General features: G+C 34.6%; 22 protein-coding genes. 12 read left to right on the top strand and 10 right to left on the bottom strand.

Features of this window, described 5'->3' with window-relative positions:
* The 5 genes from QZ657_RS15945 to QZ657_RS15925 all read right to left on the bottom strand — a co-directional run.
* Nucleotides 1–328: two-component regulator propeller domain-containing protein (locus tag QZ657_RS15945; protein ID WP_291968071.1), on the bottom strand; the 328-nt coding region annotated here is incomplete at its 3' end.
* Between the two features lie 43 nt (nt 329–371).
* Nucleotides 372–1400 (bottom strand): hypothetical protein, encoded by a 1029-nt coding sequence (locus QZ657_RS15940; protein ID WP_291968070.1) that lies wholly within the window; start codon nt 1398–1400, stop codon nt 372–374.
* Between the two features lie 9 nt (nt 1401–1409).
* Nucleotides 1410–2303: an SH3 domain-containing protein gene (locus QZ657_RS15935; RefSeq protein WP_074674368.1), complete on the bottom strand. Its 894-nt coding sequence runs from the start codon at nt 2301–2303 to the stop codon at nt 1410–1412.
* 24 nt (nt 2304–2327) lie between these two features.
* Complete coding sequence (locus tag QZ657_RS15930) at nt 2328–2885, bottom strand: hypothetical protein (protein WP_291968069.1); 558 nt, start codon at nt 2883–2885, stop codon at nt 2328–2330.
* Between the two features lie 236 nt (nt 2886–3121).
* Entirely contained in the window at nt 3122–5269 is a 2148-nt protein-coding gene (locus QZ657_RS15925) for a VIT and vWA domain-containing protein (RefSeq protein WP_291968068.1), read from the bottom strand.
* Nucleotides 5270–5458: 189 nt separating this feature from the next.
* Here QZ657_RS15925 and QZ657_RS15920 point away from each other — a divergent pair, with 189 nt between their 5' ends.
* Nucleotides 5459–5917, top strand: coding sequence for a pyridoxamine 5'-phosphate oxidase family protein (locus tag QZ657_RS15920; RefSeq protein ID WP_291968067.1), 459 nt, complete (start codon nt 5459–5461; stop codon nt 5915–5917).
* Nucleotides 5918–5941: 24 nt separating this feature from the next.
* On the opposite strand, the gene upp is transcribed toward QZ657_RS15920, so the two are convergent.
* A complete protein-coding gene (gene upp, locus QZ657_RS15915; protein WP_291968066.1) occupies nt 5942–6601 on the bottom strand; it encodes a uracil phosphoribosyltransferase in 660 nt (219 codons plus the stop codon).
* 141 nt (nt 6602–6742) lie between these two features.
* Between upp and QZ657_RS15910 the strand changes: the two genes are divergently transcribed.
* From QZ657_RS15910 to QZ657_RS15900, 3 genes are read left to right on the top strand one after another with little or no spacing between them, the layout of a single operon-like run.
* Complete coding sequence (locus tag QZ657_RS15910; protein ID WP_291968065.1) at nt 6743–7588, top strand: universal stress protein; 846 nt, start codon at nt 6743–6745, stop codon at nt 7586–7588.
* Between the two features lie 16 nt (nt 7589–7604).
* Nucleotides 7605–8450, top strand: coding sequence for a universal stress protein (locus tag QZ657_RS15905; RefSeq protein ID WP_291968064.1), 846 nt, complete (start codon nt 7605–7607; stop codon nt 8448–8450).
* A gap of 23 nt (nt 8451–8473) precedes the next feature.
* Nucleotides 8474–9313, top strand: a complete 840-nt coding sequence (locus QZ657_RS15900) for a universal stress protein (protein WP_291968063.1) — start codon at nt 8474–8476, stop codon at nt 9311–9313.
* Between the two features lie 27 nt (nt 9314–9340).
* Here QZ657_RS15900 and QZ657_RS15895 read toward each other — a convergent pair whose 3' ends face one another.
* Nucleotides 9341–9640, bottom strand: a complete 300-nt coding sequence (locus QZ657_RS15895) for a thioredoxin family protein (RefSeq protein WP_291968062.1) — start codon at nt 9638–9640, stop codon at nt 9341–9343.
* A gap of 113 nt (nt 9641–9753) precedes the next feature.
* Here QZ657_RS15895 and QZ657_RS15890 point away from each other — a divergent pair, with 113 nt between their 5' ends.
* From QZ657_RS15890 to QZ657_RS15875, 4 genes are all read left to right on the top strand, one after another.
* On the top strand, nt 9754–10587 hold the full coding sequence (locus tag QZ657_RS15890) for a universal stress protein (RefSeq protein WP_291968061.1): 834 nt from the start codon (nt 9754–9756) through the stop codon (nt 10585–10587).
* 5 nt (nt 10588–10592) lie between these two features.
* Nucleotides 10593–11441 carry a universal stress protein gene (locus tag QZ657_RS15885; RefSeq protein ID WP_291968060.1) on the top strand — a complete coding sequence of 283 codons (849 nt, stop codon included), beginning with the start codon at nt 10593–10595 and terminating at the stop codon, nt 11439–11441.
* Between the two features lie 64 nt (nt 11442–11505).
* Entirely contained in the window at nt 11506–12345 is an 840-nt protein-coding gene (locus QZ657_RS15880) for a universal stress protein (RefSeq protein WP_291968059.1), read from the top strand.
* A 315-nt stretch (nt 12346–12660) separates the two neighbouring features.
* Nucleotides 12661–13299 carry a hypothetical protein gene (locus QZ657_RS15875; protein WP_291968058.1) on the top strand — a complete coding sequence of 213 codons (639 nt, stop codon included), beginning with the start codon at nt 12661–12663 and terminating at the stop codon, nt 13297–13299.
* Between the two features lie 10 nt (nt 13300–13309).
* Here the strand turns inward: QZ657_RS15875 and cls are convergent, their stop codons facing one another.
* Together cls and QZ657_RS15865 are read right to left on the bottom strand one after the other, a co-directional pair.
* Nucleotides 13310–14719, bottom strand: a complete 1410-nt coding sequence (gene cls, locus QZ657_RS15870; RefSeq protein WP_291968057.1) for a cardiolipin synthase — start codon at nt 14717–14719, stop codon at nt 13310–13312.
* A gap of 214 nt (nt 14720–14933) precedes the next feature.
* Entirely contained in the window at nt 14934–15170 is a 237-nt protein-coding gene (locus tag QZ657_RS15865; protein WP_291968056.1) for a hypothetical protein, read from the bottom strand.
* Nucleotides 15171–15500: 330 nt separating this feature from the next.
* Here QZ657_RS15865 and QZ657_RS15860 point away from each other — a divergent pair, with 330 nt between their 5' ends.
* From QZ657_RS15860 to QZ657_RS15845, 4 genes are all read left to right on the top strand, one after another.
* A complete protein-coding gene (locus QZ657_RS15860) occupies nt 15501–15719 on the top strand; it encodes a hypothetical protein (protein ID WP_291968055.1) in 219 nt (72 codons plus the stop codon).
* Nucleotides 15720–15774: 55 nt separating this feature from the next.
* Nucleotides 15775–16704, top strand: a complete 930-nt coding sequence (locus QZ657_RS15855; RefSeq protein WP_291968054.1) for an ABC1 kinase family protein — start codon at nt 15775–15777, stop codon at nt 16702–16704.
* A gap of 8 nt (nt 16705–16712) precedes the next feature.
* Nucleotides 16713–17456, top strand: coding sequence for a hypothetical protein (locus QZ657_RS15850; protein WP_291968053.1), 744 nt, complete (start codon nt 16713–16715; stop codon nt 17454–17456).
* A 145-nt stretch (nt 17457–17601) separates the two neighbouring features.
* Complete coding sequence (locus QZ657_RS15845; RefSeq protein WP_366934182.1) at nt 17602–18102, top strand: hypothetical protein; 501 nt, start codon at nt 17602–17604, stop codon at nt 18100–18102.
* Here QZ657_RS15845 and QZ657_RS15840 read toward each other — a convergent pair.
* Nucleotides 18060–19214 (bottom strand): glycoside hydrolase family 5 protein, encoded by a 1155-nt coding sequence (locus QZ657_RS15840; RefSeq protein ID WP_291968052.1) that lies wholly within the window; start codon nt 19212–19214, stop codon nt 18060–18062. The genes QZ657_RS15845 and QZ657_RS15840 overlap by 43 nt on opposite strands.
* Between the last annotated feature and the right edge of the window lie 246 nt (nt 19215–19460).

Below are 19460 nucleotides of genomic sequence, written 5' to 3'. Positions count from 1 at the left end.
CAAAGTTGTTTTTTACCTTTATGGAAAGTCCCTTTTTTGTTCCAATAAACAAGGAATCGTTAACGGTGTAAAGTGCATCTATATAATTGGAAAGCAAGCCATCACTTTCATTCCATACTTCAAAAATTTCTCCGTCAAAATTTGCTAGTCCGCCACCTTGAGTCCCTAGCCACCAATAGCCCATATCATCCTGTACAATATCATATACCTGTGATTGCGGTAAACCATCTGCAATGGTATATGACCGTAGCTGACTGTTTTGCGCAAACAATGGTATTGTACCAAAACAACAGCAAACAATCAAAAAGTATTTAATAATCAGATTCAAAAAAAACGGATTTCTTTTATGTATTAAACTAACGCCAATGCTACTATAATATTTGATAAAGCGAACAGTCTTCTACCCTTACATTTTGGTACTCATTAGCACAATTAGACTGCAAAATAGGTGCCAATACGCACAGCACCGTAGTTTTTCCTTTTATAATTAGCATATTGCCATTTACCCTACTTCTCCAACGAAATTTTTCTATCGGAATTTGCAAGGCAAACAATACCTCCGCCATTTCTGGGGATTCTGAAACCCAATCCATGATAGCTTCCTTATCTGCCAATTTAGGCATATCGTTGCTGTTGTCAAAAGTAAATTCCCATTCAACCGGAATATTAAATTTAAAACTATAAGCCTCACCAAATGAAGACTCCTGTCTAGTGGTTAAAGCAGTTAACCAATCTATATGTACATTTGGGTAGTTTTCTCTAAATTCTTGGGAGAGAAATGCTGGTCCTTTAGACTCTGCCGTTGGGTAAAACCCATAGTAAGGTTTTGCCAGATAATGTTCTGCATATTTACCGCCAAACACATTAAAATAGGGCGATGCACTTACTTGGTCTGCCTTAAAAACATGCTTCAATTCTGTTAATAATGCTTTGTTTTCGCCCAATCCACATGAATGAAAAATAATCTTGGTATTGCCCGTATATTCTTTGCAAATGGTTTCTATGTTATACTCCTTAGCTGCATGTGCTAAACTCTTTACGGTAATGCGTTCGCCATTTTCCTTAATTCTCATGGACATTCCTAACCAGGCATTGCTATGGCTTACTACGTGAATTTCTTTAAAGATAACTTGGTTTTCCCCTGCTTTGTTGATGTAAGCGATTATCTCATTAATGGTATGCAAACCCTCTACAATAGGCATTCCCTGTTTTTGAAAATACTGTTTTGCATTGCTGTAATAGGTATTATCACTCTCATCAAAACCAGCTATAAATACGATAGATTCTTGAATGCTTATGTTTGATAAAGCAAGTGCCGTTTCCGTCTGCTGCGAAAACGGCTTCTTGCCACCAAGCATTAGCACACTCACCAATACGATAATAAAACACTTGTTCATCATTGCTTTATTTTAAAAGTCGATACTTACTACGGCATTGTCTTCTATTTCACGGTTTTCTTGCTTTTTTATCAGCTTAGAACCGTTCCATATATATGGCGTAGTAATGAACTCCACATTGTTTTGAGCCAAAGCATCATCTAAGGATTTTATGTTCTTTGTAATCGTTGTTTTCAACAAAATAGTACTCTTAACTCCTTGCATATCCGAAGGAAAAACAAAATGTTCTGTCTTTAAATAATTGGTATCTGCGTAGTCTATTAAACTCGCTACTTTCTTAAATCTGCCATTGTTCCAAAATACATAGCTTTTACCTACTTGGTAACCGGTATCCGCATCGGCTAAATCTACCGTGATTACATCTTCCACATTGAACAAACCTAAACTACCGTGGTTTTCAATATGAACAGGAATTGCAGACAAACTGTCCAAAACCATTTTATCTAATTGCTGACCATTTTTAAAGGCACGTAACTGGTATTTTACTTCTGTCATACCTGCTTCATTTGTAGCACTGCTTTCATAACCGTATACAAACTTTACTTGGTTATCCGCAATACTTCCAAAAGACTTCTGAGCGATCATTCCGCCCCAAACCCAGCCGGTTTCATTACCGGTAGTTACTCTGTACCAGTGACTTTTAATTCCATCAATCTCTTTGGCATAAAGGCTCTTTTCCCACAAAACCATTTTAGTACCAATATTAAGTAAGGTTACTTTTTTACTACGTACAGATGGCTTTTCTCGTAAAAATACCTTGTGTGCCAATAAATACTCATAGGTTAATTCTTCGGCTGGAATTTCTTTATCCATAACTTCAAACTCTACTTGTTCTACACTTTGCGCAAATAAATTTGCAACTACAAATAAGCAAATGAACAGGACACTTTTCTTTACATTTTTCATGATTTTAAATTTTAAAGGTTATTACTAATTAATTGCTGTTATAGCATCTTCTGTATCAAAGTCATCATCGTTCCAAGCAATGCTTCTTAGCACTTTTATGTCTTTGATCGTATATGTTTCCGTGTATTGTAATGCGGCTCTTAGAATAGTTCCTTCCTTGCCAAAAGACTGGTTAGGAAATATGTAATGTATGTCTGAAATGGGTTCGTAGGCATACTCATTTTTTATATTTGGCAGGGCAATGACCCCATCTTCACCAAGTAAATAATAGAACTCTTTTGTACTTGAGCAACATGCATTATACTCAAGGGTTATTTTCAAAATTTCGGTGATTCCTTCTAATGCCGGTTCTTCTAAAACCGAAATTCTTATTTCATCTAACAAACCAAAATCTGCAATATTCAAGGTGGCAATAGTCTTCTCTGGATTTTTGGTTTCAATGACATCTACCGCCCAGGTGTCTTCCTCCTCTTGCCCAACGGTTCTTTGGTTAGTAACATCGTAGGTATTGGTTAGTTTAAACTCTTGTGCATTAGTGGCACAAACACAAATTACGAACGCAAAAAAGATGAATTTTCTCATGATAATTATTTTAGTTGTTTTCTTTCTACACTACTAAATTACTACGGAGACAAGGCTTTTATAAGGGTGTTCTAGTATTCGTAGCTATTCATCTAGAATTCGTTGAATAGCCCGTATTTATTAAAGTTTCAACATGTTTATTCTTCAATGTATTGCAAAAGAAAAACCTGCAAAATGACAGACATCTTACAGGTTTTCTTCTCCTTTCGGAGAACCAACTAACCAAAACTAACTACTTATTTTTTCAATGTTAATGTGATTTCTTTTTTAACTGATTTTAAACTTATTTTTTCAAATTCCAACAACATACTTTCATCAACTGTCCAGCTGCCATTCTCAAATTTTTCTACACGTATAACCTTGCCTTGAGCATTGAATTTTATACGCAGACTTTCATACTTTTTTAAGTATTCCGAAACTAATTTGGCATACATCACTTTAAATTCCATCGTTAACTGTCTTTTTACATTCTTTGCGATCTCGTCTTTAAAAATGATGTTGAACGTACGTTTGAATTTGGTGGTTTCTTTGACCTCAGCTTCTGCTCCTACGGCGGAATTGTTTACATTATCTGGCATTGGCAACGGCTGTTTTACTTTCGTCAACGTACCATCTTTATTGACTATGGCTTCATCGACCGCTACAAAAGAGGTGTAATTCGTTAACAAGTTATATTTGAGTCCTAGTGCCACCACCTCAGCTTTCACATCTTCATTAAATAGCTTGTGGTAATCATCCAATTCCCCTATTCGCTTTCTAGCCCACAAATAACCCAAGGCTTTGTTCTGCTTGCTTAATTGCCCGTCAGTTACGTTATACACTTGTCTAAAGCGTTTTTTACCTTGGTAACCGGTTACGATAATTTTCCCTTCTGCCTTACCCTTATATTTGCCGTGAACCACAACCGGTCTTGCTGCAAATACATCTGGTATGCTCTTTTGGGCAAGGTCATACATATCAAACCCTTTGGATTCAATCTTTACTCGTGTCAATAATGGAGTTGCTATATAATTTGCAAAGTCTTTAGCCACTTCTGCAGCTTCTTCAGACGTTGTGGCAATGAACGATTCGCTGTTAGAAACCTTTGCCATACCTTCAACTAAATACCTATTGACACTAGAACCAATACCAAAAGTGAAGACACTGGCTTGGTCTAGATTGTTACGTACAAGTTCAAAGGCTTCTTTTTCAACGCTAACATAGCCGTCGGTGATGACCACCATAGACCTTGCTACGCTCATATCTTTTCTAGGCAATTTATATGCTGTTTGCAGCGCACTTAACAATTGTGTGCCTCCACCGCCTTGACCTTCCGATAAAAACCGAATTGCCGCCTCTATATTCTGCTCGTTTATTTCTATAGGCACTTCACTAAACATAGTTGAACTTGATGCAAATAGCTGAACATTGAACGTATCCGTCATTCTTAAACCACATAAAAGATTGCGCATTAAGGTTCGCGATACTTCTAAAGGATACCCGTTCATAGAACCCGATACATCAACGATAAACAAATATTCACGTGACGGAATATCGTCTAAAACCACATTCTTATTAGGTTCCATTTGAAAAGAAAAGAAGTTTTCTTCTTCGCCTTCGTACAACAATAATCCGGTTTGTATTTGATTGCCCCTTAAATTGTATTTTAAGATAAAATCTCGGTTCGACGGATTTTTATTTTCTTCGGATAGTACAATCTCGGCTGTTTTCGCATCAGGATAATCCACTGTAATTTCGTGTGATGCACTATTGACATGCTGAATGATCATACCTGCGTTTAGCCTAACCGAAATATCGAAATCAAAACTATCTGCAATACCTTTTGCCGTATAGGGCATTGCAAAACTACCTTCTGTTTCAGTACTTTCCCCAGTAAATCGTGGACCCACTACGGCAGGTGCTACAAACTGATATTCGCCATTTACAGGCACCAACATTTCGGTGTAGTAAATGTCAATGGTTATTTCATCGCCAGGCATAATATTGCCCACATTCATTTGAAACACATTGGGTCTATGTTGCTCTAACTTTGCAGCACGCTTACCTTCTTCAATGGCGGTATCGTATACTTTTTTAGCTTCTTGCTTTTCAAAAATTTTGGCAACTACAAGTCGGTCATCAACTATCATATGCATTTTATGAACCGCTGCCTGTGTAGATAGCGGAAACACATACTTGGCTTCTATAGGTTCGGCTCCTTTGTTTTGATATACTTGTGTAACCCTAACATGGGCAATGGTACCCGCTATATTTGCTTCTGTTATGGAAGATTTTAAAGGTATAGTGGCGTTCTCGGTAGAGACCAATAAATACGGACTGTCAGTATCTTGGGAAAAACCTGCAAAGCAGATTGTGCACAGTAAAAAGGTGTAAAGTAGTTTCATGATCGTTGTATTAGATTATTATTTGGTGTCAAATCTAACAGTGAACAATCGCTAAAAAGGGTGGCTTTTAGTATTCGTTGGGTATTATCTAGAATTCGTTGTCAAAGTAATTTTCTACTACTGACCAATATCATGTGCCACTAAATCAATGATGTATACTTTTATAGTATCAACAAAAAACAATTGGTCATGAGAAGAAATATGAATCTAGAAGAATGTAAGGCGTTATTAGGACAAAACTACATTGGCAGGCTTTCCTACCTATCAGGAGGACACCCATTCATTGTGCCCATTACATTTTATTACGATCCTAACACGCATTCCATTACCAGCTATTCTAGCGAGGGACACAAAATTCAAGAAATGCGAAAAAATACCGCGGTTTGCTTGGGAGTTGATGAGATAACCTCCATAGCCAATTGGAAGTCCGTTTTAGTTCAGGGTACCTTTGAGGAGCTCTCTAGAATTGATGCCAAACATATGCTACATGAATTCTCGGATGGCGTTAAAAAAGTAATAGCAACCATTTACGGTGAGCACCCAAAATATATAAGTGAGTTTTCTGCAAAAATTGATGCCGAAGAAGCGCCGATCGTATTTCGTATTAATATTAACGAACTGACCGGAAGGTTAAGAAGTAAACGCTAAATTTATCACGAACGCCAATAAAGGTTATACCTCTATTTTAGGTCCATATGCCAAATCACCGGCATCACCAATACCAGGTATGATATAACCACGGGCATTTAATTCCGGATCTACTGCCGCAATCCATAAATGCGTCTGTGCCGGGAAAACGCTTTGTACAAACTCAATACCCTGTTGCGAGCCAATAACAGAAACAATATGAATTTGTTTGGGTGTGCCATGGTCCTTTAAACCCTTTAACACATTTTCCAACGTTCTACCGGTAGCTAACATAGGGTCTGTTAACACCAATACCTTACCTTCTAGAGATGGTGCCGCAAAATAGTCGACCACGACTTCAAACTCATCTTCGCCGTTTTCATGTTTACGGTAGGCAGATATAAACGCGTTTTCAGCCGCATCAAAATAATTTAAAAGCCCTTGGTGCAATGGTAAACCTGCTCTTAAAATAGAACATATAACAACTTGATCTTGACTTAAATGCATTGATTTATTACCAAGCGGAGTTTCTATATCTTTAGGGCTGTAAAGCAACTCTTTACTGAATTCATAACCTAGCACCTCTCCTATTCGCTCTATATTTCTACGAAATCGCATGGGATCTTTTTGAATCTGTACATCGCGTATTTCGGAAATAAACTGATTAAGAACTGAATTTTGGTCTCCTAAATTATGAATGGTCATAAATACTGGTTTTACAATCAAAAGTACCCATTTTAATCAAAAATGGCATATCATTATCATTACAAAACATAGTACTACTGATATTTATCATAGGTATTCTTCTTTGTTGATTTTACATTTAAAATATCAATTAGATAAACCATGAAAAATATTCTTATACCCACTGACTTCTCTAACAATGCCGATCACGCCATCTCGTATGCATTGAATGTGTTTAAATGCGAACGCGCAAATTTTTACTTTTTACATGCGTATGCCGATGAAGTTTACGGACCTTATCATAAGGTAGATACAGAAACATTTGAGAAACAAAAGAAGATTATTGCTGATGATTCTGAAAATAAACTGAACAAACTTGTTACCGAAACCCAAACTAAAACGCATAACCCTTTACATAAATATGAAGCAGTACCCGCTTTTGAATCTTTGGTAGATGCCTTGAACAACTTTGCCGATTTAAAAAATATTGATCTTATCATAATGGGTACCAAAGGTAAAACCGCCAGCTCTAAAATAACTTTTGGAAGCAATACCGTACAAGTTTTTAAATATGTAAAATGCCCTGTTTTGGCAGTCCCAGACCAATATGATTATAGCCAACCTAAAAAAATACTTTTCCCCAGTAACTACATGATACCCTACAAACGAAGAGAATTGAAGCTACTGGATATTTTAGCGGGAGAGTTTAAGGCTGAAGTTCATAGTTTATATATTTCTGATTTTGTTGATTTAAGCCATAGGCAGTTGGACAATAAAAAATTCTTGGAAGAATCTCTACCTCACGCCAGGTTATCATTTGTGACCAAAGGTTTAGAAAATAGAGCCAAAGCCATCTCAACTTATATTACCGATCATAAAATGGACCTTTTGGTCATGGTAAATTCAAGACACTCCTTTCTGGAAGATATGCTGTATAAATCTACTATTGATGAAATTGGTCTTTCACCAACCATTCCGTTTTTGGTCATGCAAAACCTTTCTCGATAACTAATCTTCTATAGCCATGAAAAATATATTGATAACTACAGATTTCTCTGATAATGCATGGAACGCCATTTTTACCGCATTGAAAATATATGCAGAAGTCGAATGCCACTTCTATTTACTTCATGCTTATGAGCCTACCCCTTTAAATCTTATGGGTGCTAAAAGTCAGCAACGACTTGGAGCAATATATGATTCTCTTTCAAAATACTCGGTTCAAGAATTAGAAGAAGTACTATCCTATTTAAAAACAAACCATAAAAACCCAAAACATCAATTTTCGACTTTGTCAAAACCGGGAAGCCTAGAAACCGCGGTGGAGAACGTTATCCATAAAAATGATATAGACTTTTTAATAATGGGCACACAAGGTGCTACCGGTGCCAAAGAGGTTTTCTTGGGAAGCAACACCGTAAAAGTCTTAAAGCATATCAAGAACATTCCTGTACTTACGGTGCCTACGGGACATAATTTTCAAAACTTGACCCAAGTAATCTTTGCTACGGATTATAATTCACCTTATAAGAAAAGTGTATTAGAGCCTATTCTAGAACTTTCTAAAATATGGAAAGCTTCTATTGAAATTGTACATGTTGCTTTGGAATTTAATTTAAACGACAATCAAGAATTACATAAAGATGTGCTTAGAGAAAGACTCACCGGTCAAAAATATAAATTCAGTAACATACCGTTTGTCATAAACATATCTACAAGTATTGATGAATATGTAGGCAATAATACTGCGGCAATTCTTAGCTTAATTAGACATCAACATACATTTTGGGAGAAAGTTATAGGAGAACCGGTTGTCAACAAAATTGCGTTTCATTCTAAAATTCCGGTTTTGTTTTTGCCCCAATACTAATTAGTCAAAATTAAACGGTCACCATGAAAAACATATTAATCCCTACCGATTTCTCCGATAATGCCTGGAACGCTATTTTATACGGAATTACATTCTTCAAAAAAACGCAATGTACCTTTCATATTGTGCACATCAACGCTATAAATACCAATTCTAGTGGAGAAGCCGCATTATATGTTTCACCAGATATTTTAGAAGAAACCATACTTGCGGAACCTAAAGAAAAATTACAGCATCTATTAAAGAGAATTGAAAAACTTCCATTAAATGCAAAACATAATTTTAAAGTTCAGGCGATATATGGTTTTCTCATTAATGAACTAAAGACTTTGGTGATCAATAAAAAAATCGATTTAATAATTATGGGCACAAAAGGTGCCACGGGACTTAAATCAGTATCCATAGGTAGTAACACCGGTAATGTAATTACCAAAGTTCCCTGTAATGTAATGGCTGTACCTGAAAATGCATGTTATGAAAATATTCAGGAAATTGGTTTTCCTTCAGATTTAAATATCGCATACGATATCAAAGTCTTGGAAACGATAAAAGATATAATTCTTCTAAAAAGATCTGTCTTACGCTTACTTTATATTTCTGGCGCAAATGAAGCATTGAGCCAAAATCAAACTAAGGTCAAAAATTTCATATTAGATTATTTTAAGGATAATGTTTGTACCTATCATAATATCACAGGAAAAAACATAGACGAATCCGTACAATGTTTTACCGAGAGCAGAAATCTTGATATGGTAATCATGGTGGCAAAAAATCTTAATTTTCTAGAACGAATTCTATTTAGGCCAACAGTTGAAAAAGTTAGCTACCATACCAAAGTACCATTTCTGGTTATACATGAGTAACAAAGAAGGTTTTATAGCAAAAGTACTTTAACGATGTTCATTTATTGCCAATCTAATATCCTCAATGGGCATAACACCTGTATGCCTCCACATGGGTAAACCGTTCTTGAACAATACCAAGGTAGGTACACCCTTAATTTTATATTTTTTTACGATTGTCTTTTCTAGCTCTACGTCTATTTCAAGACTATTGATCGCTGTTGCCCCTTCTTCTACTATTTTCTCCACTGTTGGCCTCATAAGTTTACAGGGTACACACCAAGATGCAAAAAAGTACACCAATGTGGGATTTTCCGAGGATATGGTCTTTTTAAAAAGCTTTCTCATTACATACCACTTTTATACTATATAATAACCAATTAAATACTTTTCAATACTGACGAATATCATACTATAATCTACCTAATGAAGGTAACTTTATTCTATTAAATTATAGAATTATGACACGTATTTTACTACCTACAGATTTTTCTGAAAACGCATTGACCGCTATACGGTATGCCCTAACACTATACAAAGATCTTAAATGCACATTTTTCCTATTGAACAGTTACGTGCCGCCGGTATATCATACAGAATATTTAATGGGGAGTCCGGCGCAAATTGGTCTTGGAGATATTGTGCAACAGAACTCACAGGATAATCTTGAAGCACTAAAAGATACACTAGAAAAGGAATTTAATAATCCCTTGCACACTTTTATCATCCATTCTGCTCTAAATGTACTTTCTAGCGAAATCACTAGAACCGTAGAGGCAGAACAAATAGATATCATTGTCATGGGTACGCAAGGTGCTTCTGGGGCTAAGGAAATATTATTGGGCACCAACACCGTACATGTCATTAAAAATGCAAAATGCCCAGTTTTGGTCATTCCTACAGGCTTTGAATATGAAGCTCCAAAACAGATACTATTTCCAAATGATTTTGAGGTATGGCTAGACAAGAACAGTTTGGAACAACTACTAAAAATTACCAAATCGCACGTTTCTCAAGTAAATGTAATGCATGTTTACACAGGCGATGAATTAAATACCACACAACAAAAAAATAAAGAACAACTTGCCAAAGTGTTATCCGAAAGTGGCTTTTTTCATGAAGTACCCAGTAATGAAGTTATAGCTGCCATCAATGAATTTCAGATCAAACAAAACATAAATTTATTGGTAATGATACAGAACAAACACACCTTTTTTGAGCGTTTGTTCATTGAGCCTGTCATTAAGAAAATAGGCTTTCATGTAACCGTTCCATTCTTGGTAATTCCACAATAAAAGCTATGACAATTAAAAATATTATTGTTGCAACGGATTTCTCCAATGAAGCGTATAATGCCCTTTTTTATGCAACACAGATTTTTGCCGAAAACCAATGTACTTTCTACCTGGTCAATGCATATGATGACATTGTGGTCAGTGCCAAAAATGCATTATTTACAGGTGAGAAAGTTTTAAAAAAGCTTGAAGCCAACTCAAATGAAAATCTGACTAAAACCGTTCATAAAATTATTTTGGACACAGCTAACGACAAGCATTTATTCAAAACCATTTCAAGCAAAGGAAGTCTGTCTACTTTAATTTCAAAAACATTGGTGGATTACAAAATTGACCTCATTGTTTTAGGCAATAAAGGAAAAACAGGAGCCAAGGAACTATTTATGGGCAGTAATACCATACAGATCGCGAATACCATTACACAGTGCCCAATCTTGGCAATACCCAAAGAAATTTCATTTAAACCTATAAAAGAAATTGCCTTTGTGACCGATTATAAAAAAGGATGTACCAAAAGCACGCTATCTATGTTATTGAACATTGCAGCCATTACAGACGCCTCGGTAGCGGTTCTTCATATCAATGAAGAAGAAATAATGTCTCCCAAACAAATTTCCAATCAGAAATTACTGGATAAATGTTTGCTTCACATACCACATAGTTATGATGAAATCTGGAACTACGCAGACAAAGCCAATGTTATTCAAGATTTTATAGTTGAAAGAGAAATAAATATGCTGGCAATGTCTTATCACCGTAGAAGGTTTTTTGAACGTTTTTTACATGAACCTGTAATAATGGATTTAAGTATCTATGCTACAGTTCCGTTTTTAATACTACCTGTACAGGACTGATATTTATCATAGTAATCTACCTTTATGATACATATATTTAATAATGGAATTAAATCTATCAACAATGAACAAGCGGATTTTAATACCTACGGATTTTTCTAAAAATGCACTTAATGCCATAAGGTACACTATAGACCTTTATGCAAAACTTAATTGTGACTTTTACTTTCTAAACGTGTTCAGTTTTGAAAAATATACGACCAATAGTCTAAATATACCTGAGGAAGGAAGTGCAGAATACTTATTAGCAAAACAGGAATCAGAAAAGAAACTTGATAAACTGATCAACACTCTTAGCTTACATGAAGAGAACTTTAAACACAACTATTTTACAGAATCTACTGCCAATTTTCTTTCAGAAGCCATTAAGCAAAATATAAAAGAGAAAGATATTGATTTGGTGGCAATGGGAACCAAAGGGGCTACAGGCTCTAAAGGTGTCCTATTTGGCAGTAATACCGTTATGGCCATGGAGAAAATTAGAGAATGTCCAGTACTGGCCATACCAGAACATATATCGTTCATGTCGCCTAAAGAGATAGTTTTTCCAACAGATTTTAAAGATGTCTATAAACGATCAGAGTTTAAATACCTTATAGAGTTGGCTAATATGCACAATGCCGAAATTGCCGTATTGCATTTAGAAAACAATAAAGAACTTACAGAAACCCAATTAAGCAATAAGCAATTATTATCATCTATTTTAAGTGAGACTAAACATCAATTTCATACTTTAAAGGAGAAAAATTTGGGGAAGGGTATACAGCTTTTTGTTGAAAGTAGAGAAAGTGATATGGTGTCTTTCATTAACCAAAAACATTTCTTTTTTGGCAATGTCTTTTCTAAACCATTGATCAAAGAAATTGGTTACGATAGTGATGTACCAATTTTAGCATTACACTAATACCTTTCTTTGGTATATACATTTACCGAGAAATGAAAATTACAATAACATTTTAGACATTTTTAGTTGGTTAATGTCTAAAAATTAAACCGTCAAAGAATTCTTTTCATTGGCGGTTTTTTATTCAAAAATATTTGTTGTAAGATTTAGAAATGCCAACGATGGAACTGCCATATTCCAAAACTAGAAGTAAGTATTAACCTATTTCTATAAAACAGTCTTATAAGCTGCTTTACTATAAAATAGAACTGACAATGGTCATTTTTACAACCTTGGATATAAAGTACCTTCGACAGAAATAAAACATACTGTGTCATGAAAAAGTTTATGGTTTTGTTCTCTTTAATGTTGATGGGCTGCTCATCTATCAGTTTAGTTGAAAATTGGAAAAATCCGGATATTGTACTTTTCAACGCCAATAAAGTACTTATAGTTGGCATGGCACAAGATAAAAATAACAGGGAAAGCTTTGAAACCAAACTACAGCATGAATTTTCTGAAAGAGGGGTTGAGGCATGGCGAAGTATTGATATTTTCGACTTATCACTTACAGATTCTCGTAAAACCGAAACCGAATTGGACAATGTTGAACAGAGCTTACTAGATAAGGATTTTGATGCTATTCTTTTGACCAAAATCACAGGCTCTGAAAATCGTGAAAGCTTTGTAAAATCTATTTCCAGATGGGATGACCACCAATCTAGATTTAATGATGATTACCTAGAACACCAAGGTATATATTACGACGATAACTACTATGAAAAATTTACTGTTTACCATGCAGAGACTACCTTATATTGTATCTGCGAAGGAAAGGAAAGAGCCATGATTTGGAGAGGTATTATTGAAATAACAGAACCAGACAACATTGACAAAGCCATGAAAGACTATGTAAAAATGGTTATTATAGCTATGGAAGAACAAGATTTGGTATTTACCTCACAAATAGAGTAAAAAAGCCATTCTAAAATAACGGACTTAATACTCTGCCCACACCTTGTTTCAACTTTTTGCCCCATGATCGTTTTACATATTCATCATAGAATAATTCGTTGCTTACCTTACAATCATTTAAAAAGTCTTCTTTTAAGATCTTAGCCATTTTACTATGATACATAATAGCATTGACCTCATAGTTCTGTTCAAAACTACGGTCATCTAAATTTGCCGTACCAATAGATGATACAGCGTCATCACTCACCATTATCTTACTGTGTAAAAATCCATCAGGAAAAAGATATATTTTAATTCCTGCTTTCAAGAACAACTCAAAATAAGATTGAACCGACCAACTTACTACTTGATTATCTATTTTTTCTGATACCAACAACCTTACATCTACTCCACTTAAAGCAGCAGTTTGTAAAGCCCTTACCAATGCCTGACCTGGTATAATATAGGGGTTGGTGATATAAATATAGTTCTTTGCCATATTTATCATGGAGAAATAAGTTTGTTCCAACACCGGAAAATCATCATCTGGACCACCAGCAACAATTTGTACCAATTCATTAGCTATAGGCTCAATAGAATCGTTCTGCTTTATTGAGATAGGCTCTAACAATTTTGTGCTGACCAAATACCAATCTGTCATAAATACCTGATCCAATTGTGTTGCAGCAGCACCAATAAGTTTTAAATGCATATCATGCCACTTACCTAAGCCAACTTGACCTTTTAAATATTTATCAGATACATTAATGCCACCGGTAAAAGCAATTTTACCGTCTACCACAATTATTTTACGGTGATTTCTAAAATTCAATGAATAAAAATACCTACCAAATTTAAAAGGCAAAAAAGAGTATACCTCTACCCCTATCTCTAAAAGTTTTTTCAGGTATTTTTTACTTAATGAAAAACTGCCAATACCATCATATATCATTCTTACGGCTACCCCATGGGCTATTTTTTCTTCAAATAATGTTAGTAATCTATTGGCAAGATCTCCTTCTTCAAATATGTAATACTGTATATGAATTCTTGTAGTAGCGGCTTCTAATGCACTAAATATGGTTTCAAAAGTTGTTCTACCATCTTTTAAAATTTTTAACTCATTACCGGTAGTTGGTGGAAAATGAGAATTCTTATAACTAAGAGTCATTAATTTGCCATACTTGCCGTCAAATTCATTGATGTGCTCCGTATTTGGTTTGGGCATTTTACGAAACAAATCTTTTTGATGTTCAATAAGTTTATACCTTCTTCTATTTCTTCCCAATAACAAATAAAGAAATATACCCCCCACAGGTAGTGCAAAAATAGCTAAAAGCCATGCCAGACTTTTTGTAGGCTTTGCTGCATATAATAAAATCGACAATACAATTGATATTGCCACAAATACATAAATTCCAATAAAAATTGACGTCCACATCTTTTTTGACATTTTCTCTGTAACCTGCTGTTACCCATATTGCTAGTAAGGTGCAAATTAAGATTCAATTTTCGTTTAAAATATGCTAAATAACGGAATAACTTTATCCATAATCACGCAATACCGAACTAATGGCAGTGTTTTTAGACAAATACTTTGAAGTCAATTTTAGTAGCATAAAAAAAACCGAGATTTTCATCTCGGTTTTTTTATATTATTTTAATGCTTTTCTAAGTTTTGCCTTGTTACTTTTTAAACGTTTGGCAGAAGTTTTAAGTTTACTTTTAACTTTCTTTATTTCACTTTTCTTAGCGTCATTCTTTTTGGCCTTTTTCAATTTACTTTTTAAATCTTCTACTTTTTTTGCTGATTTAGTAACCTTTTTAATCTCTGCTTTCATGCTTTTAGTTAATTTATATTTATAGTGCTTATTTAAAAACGCTTTTAACAAGTTACAGTCAAAATATTATCATCTACTCCTATCTGTAATCTTCATAAAATTTTTTGCCTCTACAACCTGACCAGTTTGTATTATTTTATTTACACAAAATTAACATTAAATTTACATTATAGCAAATCCTATTCTTATTAAATTTTCAAATCAGGCATCTCCCAAAATATGGAAAAGTATAATCTAAAGTTCATTTACATGACTTTGGTCATAACTTTTAAATGCTTTGTATTATAAATTTATCCTGTAATTCTAAACCTAAAATAAAGTTGCTACCGGTTAGTCATTTTATGTAAGTACCGTACAATTGCTTTTGACAATTATAAAAACATGAAACAATTACACAAAATATTAAATGAAATTACAGCGCTAACTACAGATATTGAAACCAACTACCCAGAGCTTTATCGCTCATTGGATGAAAACCCAATGACCTTGCCTGTTAGTCAACATCCACATTTGGACAAGGAGGTTATGCAAGAATATCTAGAAAGCTTAAAACAAATGCTACATCATTATTTAGTAGAGCATAAAAGAAAAACTAAATAGTTATACCGTATTAGCACACCTTTTCAAAATCTATTTTTTAAAAGACCAATTCTACATGGCCATATTAAGAATTCCCACCCAAAAAGAAATAAAGCGGTACGCCACTTTATTTAATATACTTGTTAAGTATGGCTTTGAAGATGTGTTATCCCATAGTCCTATTTTAAAATTTATTCCCAACAAGTATCTAGAAGAACATCCAGAGACTAAAATAAACCTCTCTTTTACTAAATACGAACGCATAAGAATGGTACTTGAAGAATTAGGACCTACCTATATAAAATTAGGGCAGATTTTTAGCACTCGTGAAGATCTTCTACCGCTAGAGCTTATTGAGGAATTAGAGAAATTACAAGATCATGTACCTAAACTTAAAGACTTTGATGTTTTAAACACGGTTGAAGAAGAATTAGGAATTGATAAATTCGGGTATTTTGCTACCATCGAATTAGAGCCGTTAGCTGCCGCATCTTTGGCACAGGTACATAGAGCGCAGCTGATAAATGGCGAAGCGGTAATTTTAAAAATTCAGAGACCACATATCACAGAAGTCATTGAGGCTGATCTAATGGTAATGAAACAGGTTGCAGATAGTCTTGAGAAATATAGCTCACAGGCGAAAGCTTTTCAACCTATTCGTATTATAGAGTCTTTTGAGCGAAGTATAAAAGAGGAACTTCAGTTTGCACGAGAAATAGGCAATACCGAACGTTTTGCCAAAAATTTCGTAGGCAATGCGTTTATTCATGTTCCGGATATTTACAAGGAACTTTCTACAGATAAGATTATTTGTATGGAACTTATTGATGGTATTAAAGTTTCTAATATTGAAGCATTGAAAGCAGCGAACATAAACCCAAAAGCTGTAGCAAAAATTGGTGTAGTCTTTTATATTGAACAGATTTTAGATCATGGATTTTTTCATGCAGACCCTCATCCAGGTAATATATTTATAATTCCAAAAACCGAAAAATATGTTTTTTAGATTTCGGAATGATGGGTACTGTTCTACCCAATGAAAAAGAATATATAAACGACTTATTACTGTATTTTCTCAGCAAAGACGTTAAAAAGATAATTACACTCTTAGAAAACATTGCTATAAGAACTAATATACCCGATTATAAAAAACTAGAGCAGGACCTCTATCAATTACTTGAAGGGGTAAGTAATACCGCTATACAAAACATTAAACTTGGTGATACCTTATCGCAGTTTAAAGTTGTGCTATATGAAAATCAAATTATAATACCACATTACCTTTATATGCTTATTAGAGGTATAATTCTTATTGAAGGTGTAGGTCTTAAACTAGATCCTGAATTTAATATCACTGAAAATCTAGAACCGTATACAGCAAAGATTTTACGAAAGAGATTTAGTTTAAAATACCTGTTTAAAAAGAATCTTAATCGTATAAAAAATATCAATGCCTTAGCAGATACACTACCTGATGATATCAATACCATCCTAAAAAAAATAAAGGAAGGTAAGTTAGAAATCGTCCATGAACATAAAGGTCTTAAAGAGTTTCAGACAGCAACGAGCAAGGCTGTAAACCGTTTGGTGTTTGCCGTTATCATTGCTGCGCTTTCTATTGGTTCATCATTATTGGTTATGGCAAAAATGCCTCCTTTAATTAACGGAATTCCGGTTTTAGGAGCCATAGGTTTTGTTCTATCTGCCCTGTTGGGGTTCTACATTGTAATCTCAATTTTTAGAAACAATCAGCTATAGAAGAAAATACATGGGTGAATTTGAAAAAATAATTAATGTCTTAGACCCTTATATTTTAGGCGTACTCATTAGTTTGTGCATTGGTCTAATTTTAGGACTATAACGAGAATATTACAACTTAAAAGAAGATAAAGGGTTTGCCGATATACGTGCTTTCCCCATTGTAGCCATTTTAGGTTTCACCCTTGGCAGCATTACCGAAATTTACTCTTCTTGGTTGCCCATTATTGGTTTAGGCGCTTTTATTTTCTTTCTAGGCTTCAATCATTTATACAAAGAAATCGTTGAATACGAGCGTAGCTTTACTACCAACATTGCATTGATTTCAACTGCGGTTTTAGGTTTAATGGTTTCTGCCGAATATTATAGAAATGCAGTTGCTACGGCAGTTATCATTGTAACCTTACTTTCTCTTAAAACCCGTTTTCATACTGTAATAAGAAATATTACTTCTGACGAGCTTTTTGCATTGATTAAGTTTTCAATTATAGCGCTATTGATTCTACCCTTTTTGCCCAATAACAATTACGGTCCAAATGAATTGATAAATCCGTTTGAGATTGGTTCTATCATCGTCATTGTATCCTTTACACTCCACTTAAATCACCTCGTAGCATCAATAATAGCATCTGCAATTTCTGGATAGACCCATTCTAATGTATTTCTATTGAAGATACCAAATTCACTGGCATTACCATTATCCCACCAAATGGGACAAATACCACGTTCTGCGCATAGGTTTGCATAAAATTCGGCATGAACCAAACGGTCATTCTCATTATTAGAAAAAGTAGATCCCCATTCACCCATAATTACTGCCCTACCTTCTGTTGCAAACTTAGCTTGAATTAGATTAAATTCTTCGGTTAATTGCGCCTTATCTTCATCTGTACCCCATGTTGGATCAGTTCCTGCAAGACTGAATAAATAAGGAGAATAGCTATGAATAGATACAATAATATTTTCATCATCATTGGGTATTACATAATCTTCTAGAACATTTTCACTGGTTCCGGCCGCATAGGTAGAAACCATAATTTTTCGAACAGCGTTATTACCTCCAGTTGCTCTAATTGCATCTACACTTACCTGATGATATTGGTTGACAACATCTCGCCCTTCTTCGGTACCACCTTCCCATTCTTCTGGAGATCCTTCATAACGGGGCTCATTCAATGTTTCAAAAATTACATAATCTCCATAAGGTTTGAATTTATTAGCTATCTGTGTCCATATTTTTATCAACCTATCTTTTACGTAAGGGGCATTCTCATAGGTAGGCACAATCCATTCATCATCATGATGAATATTGATAATCACATACATATTATTGCTTAGAGCATAATTCGCAATGTTTTCTACCGTGTCTAACCAATCAGATTCCAAAATATAATCTGGCGCTGAACCGGTATGATATTGCCAAGTTACCGGCAACCTCAACGTTTTAAATCCCATGTTGGCAATCTCATCGATCATTGGCTTAGTTGTCAAAGGATTTCCCCATGCCGTCACATCAACATCTTCTGTGTCTAATGTATTGCCTAAATTCCAGCCAGAACCCATGTCAAGTACAAATTCTTTCGGAGAGATTTCTCGCATAGTTCCGTCAATGACTTCATCTGATACGGAGTCGCCACTTGGTGTTTCAACATTTTCTATTTCTTCTGAAGAACTATTATTTACTGTATTTTCTGAATTAGAGCACCCCATTAAAACAGTGAGGCTTAATAGAATTAAATACTGGGGAATATTTTTCATATGTGTCTAGTTAATAAAAAAGTAATTTAGCTGAGCGTAGTACGCAGACCAAGAAATTGTTGATTTCCATCTGCCCGTTATAAGGTAGGTCTGCCAATGTAGTTAAGCTTTTTGTTTTGCTTTATTGTTTCTTGTTAAAAGCTAAATCTATAAAATTTCGTGATATTATAAATATAAGCAGACTTATCGATTTACCTTAAACTCCCCGTTATTTTTATACTTTTTCAGTTTTTTTATTTTAATTTT

The organism is Maribacter sp. (genome assembly GCA_020629415.1).
Lineage (GTDB): Bacteria > Bacteroidota > Bacteroidia > Flavobacteriales > Flavobacteriaceae > Maribacter > Maribacter huludaoensis.
This window is presented reverse-complemented; position numbering and strand designations above follow the sequence as displayed.

Bases quoted from the DNA above. Each gene is read 5' to 3' on its own strand.
- QZ657_RS15940 (WP_291968070.1), bottom strand. From the start codon at position 1,400: ATGATGAACAAGTGTTTTATTATCGTATTGGTGAGTGTGCTAATGCTT.
- QZ657_RS15935 (WP_074674368.1), bottom strand. From the start codon at position 2,303: ATGAAAAATGTAAAGAAAAGTGTCCTGTTCATTTGCTTATTTGTAGTT.
- QZ657_RS15930 (WP_291968069.1), bottom strand. From the start codon at position 2,885: ATGAGAAAATTCATCTTTTTTGCGTTCGTAATTTGTGTTTGTGCCACT.
- QZ657_RS15925 (WP_291968068.1), bottom strand. From the start codon at position 5,269: ATGAAACTACTTTACACCTTTTTACTGTGCACAATCTGCTTTGCAGGT.
- QZ657_RS15920 (WP_291968067.1), top strand. From the start codon at position 5,459: ATGAGAAGAAATATGAATCTAGAAGAATGTAAGGCGTTATTAGGACAA.
- upp (WP_291968066.1), bottom strand. From the start codon at position 6,601: ATGACCATTCATAATTTAGGAGACCAAAATTCAGTTCTTAATCAGTTT.
- QZ657_RS15910 (WP_291968065.1), top strand. From the start codon at position 6,743: ATGAAAAATATTCTTATACCCACTGACTTCTCTAACAATGCCGATCAC.
- QZ657_RS15905 (WP_291968064.1), top strand. From the start codon at position 7,605: ATGAAAAATATATTGATAACTACAGATTTCTCTGATAATGCATGGAAC.
- QZ657_RS15900 (WP_291968063.1), top strand. From the start codon at position 8,474: ATGAAAAACATATTAATCCCTACCGATTTCTCCGATAATGCCTGGAAC.
- QZ657_RS15895 (WP_291968062.1), bottom strand. From the start codon at position 9,640: ATGAGAAAGCTTTTTAAAAAGACCATATCCTCGGAAAATCCCACATTG.
- QZ657_RS15890 (WP_291968061.1), top strand. From the start codon at position 9,754: ATGACACGTATTTTACTACCTACAGATTTTTCTGAAAACGCATTGACC.
- QZ657_RS15885 (WP_291968060.1), top strand. From the start codon at position 10,593: ATGACAATTAAAAATATTATTGTTGCAACGGATTTCTCCAATGAAGCG.
- QZ657_RS15880 (WP_291968059.1), top strand. From the start codon at position 11,506: ATGAACAAGCGGATTTTAATACCTACGGATTTTTCTAAAAATGCACTT.
- QZ657_RS15875 (WP_291968058.1), top strand. From the start codon at position 12,661: ATGAAAAAGTTTATGGTTTTGTTCTCTTTAATGTTGATGGGCTGCTCA.
- cls (WP_291968057.1), bottom strand. From the start codon at position 14,719: ATGTGGACGTCAATTTTTATTGGAATTTATGTATTTGTGGCAATATCA.
- QZ657_RS15860 (WP_291968055.1), top strand. From the start codon at position 15,501: ATGAAACAATTACACAAAATATTAAATGAAATTACAGCGCTAACTACA.
- QZ657_RS15855 (WP_291968054.1), top strand. From the start codon at position 15,775: ATGGCCATATTAAGAATTCCCACCCAAAAAGAAATAAAGCGGTACGCC.
- QZ657_RS15850 (WP_291968053.1), top strand. From the start codon at position 16,713: ATGATGGGTACTGTTCTACCCAATGAAAAAGAATATATAAACGACTTA.
- QZ657_RS15840 (WP_291968052.1), bottom strand. From the start codon at position 19,214: ATGAAAAATATTCCCCAGTATTTAATTCTATTAAGCCTCACTGTTTTA.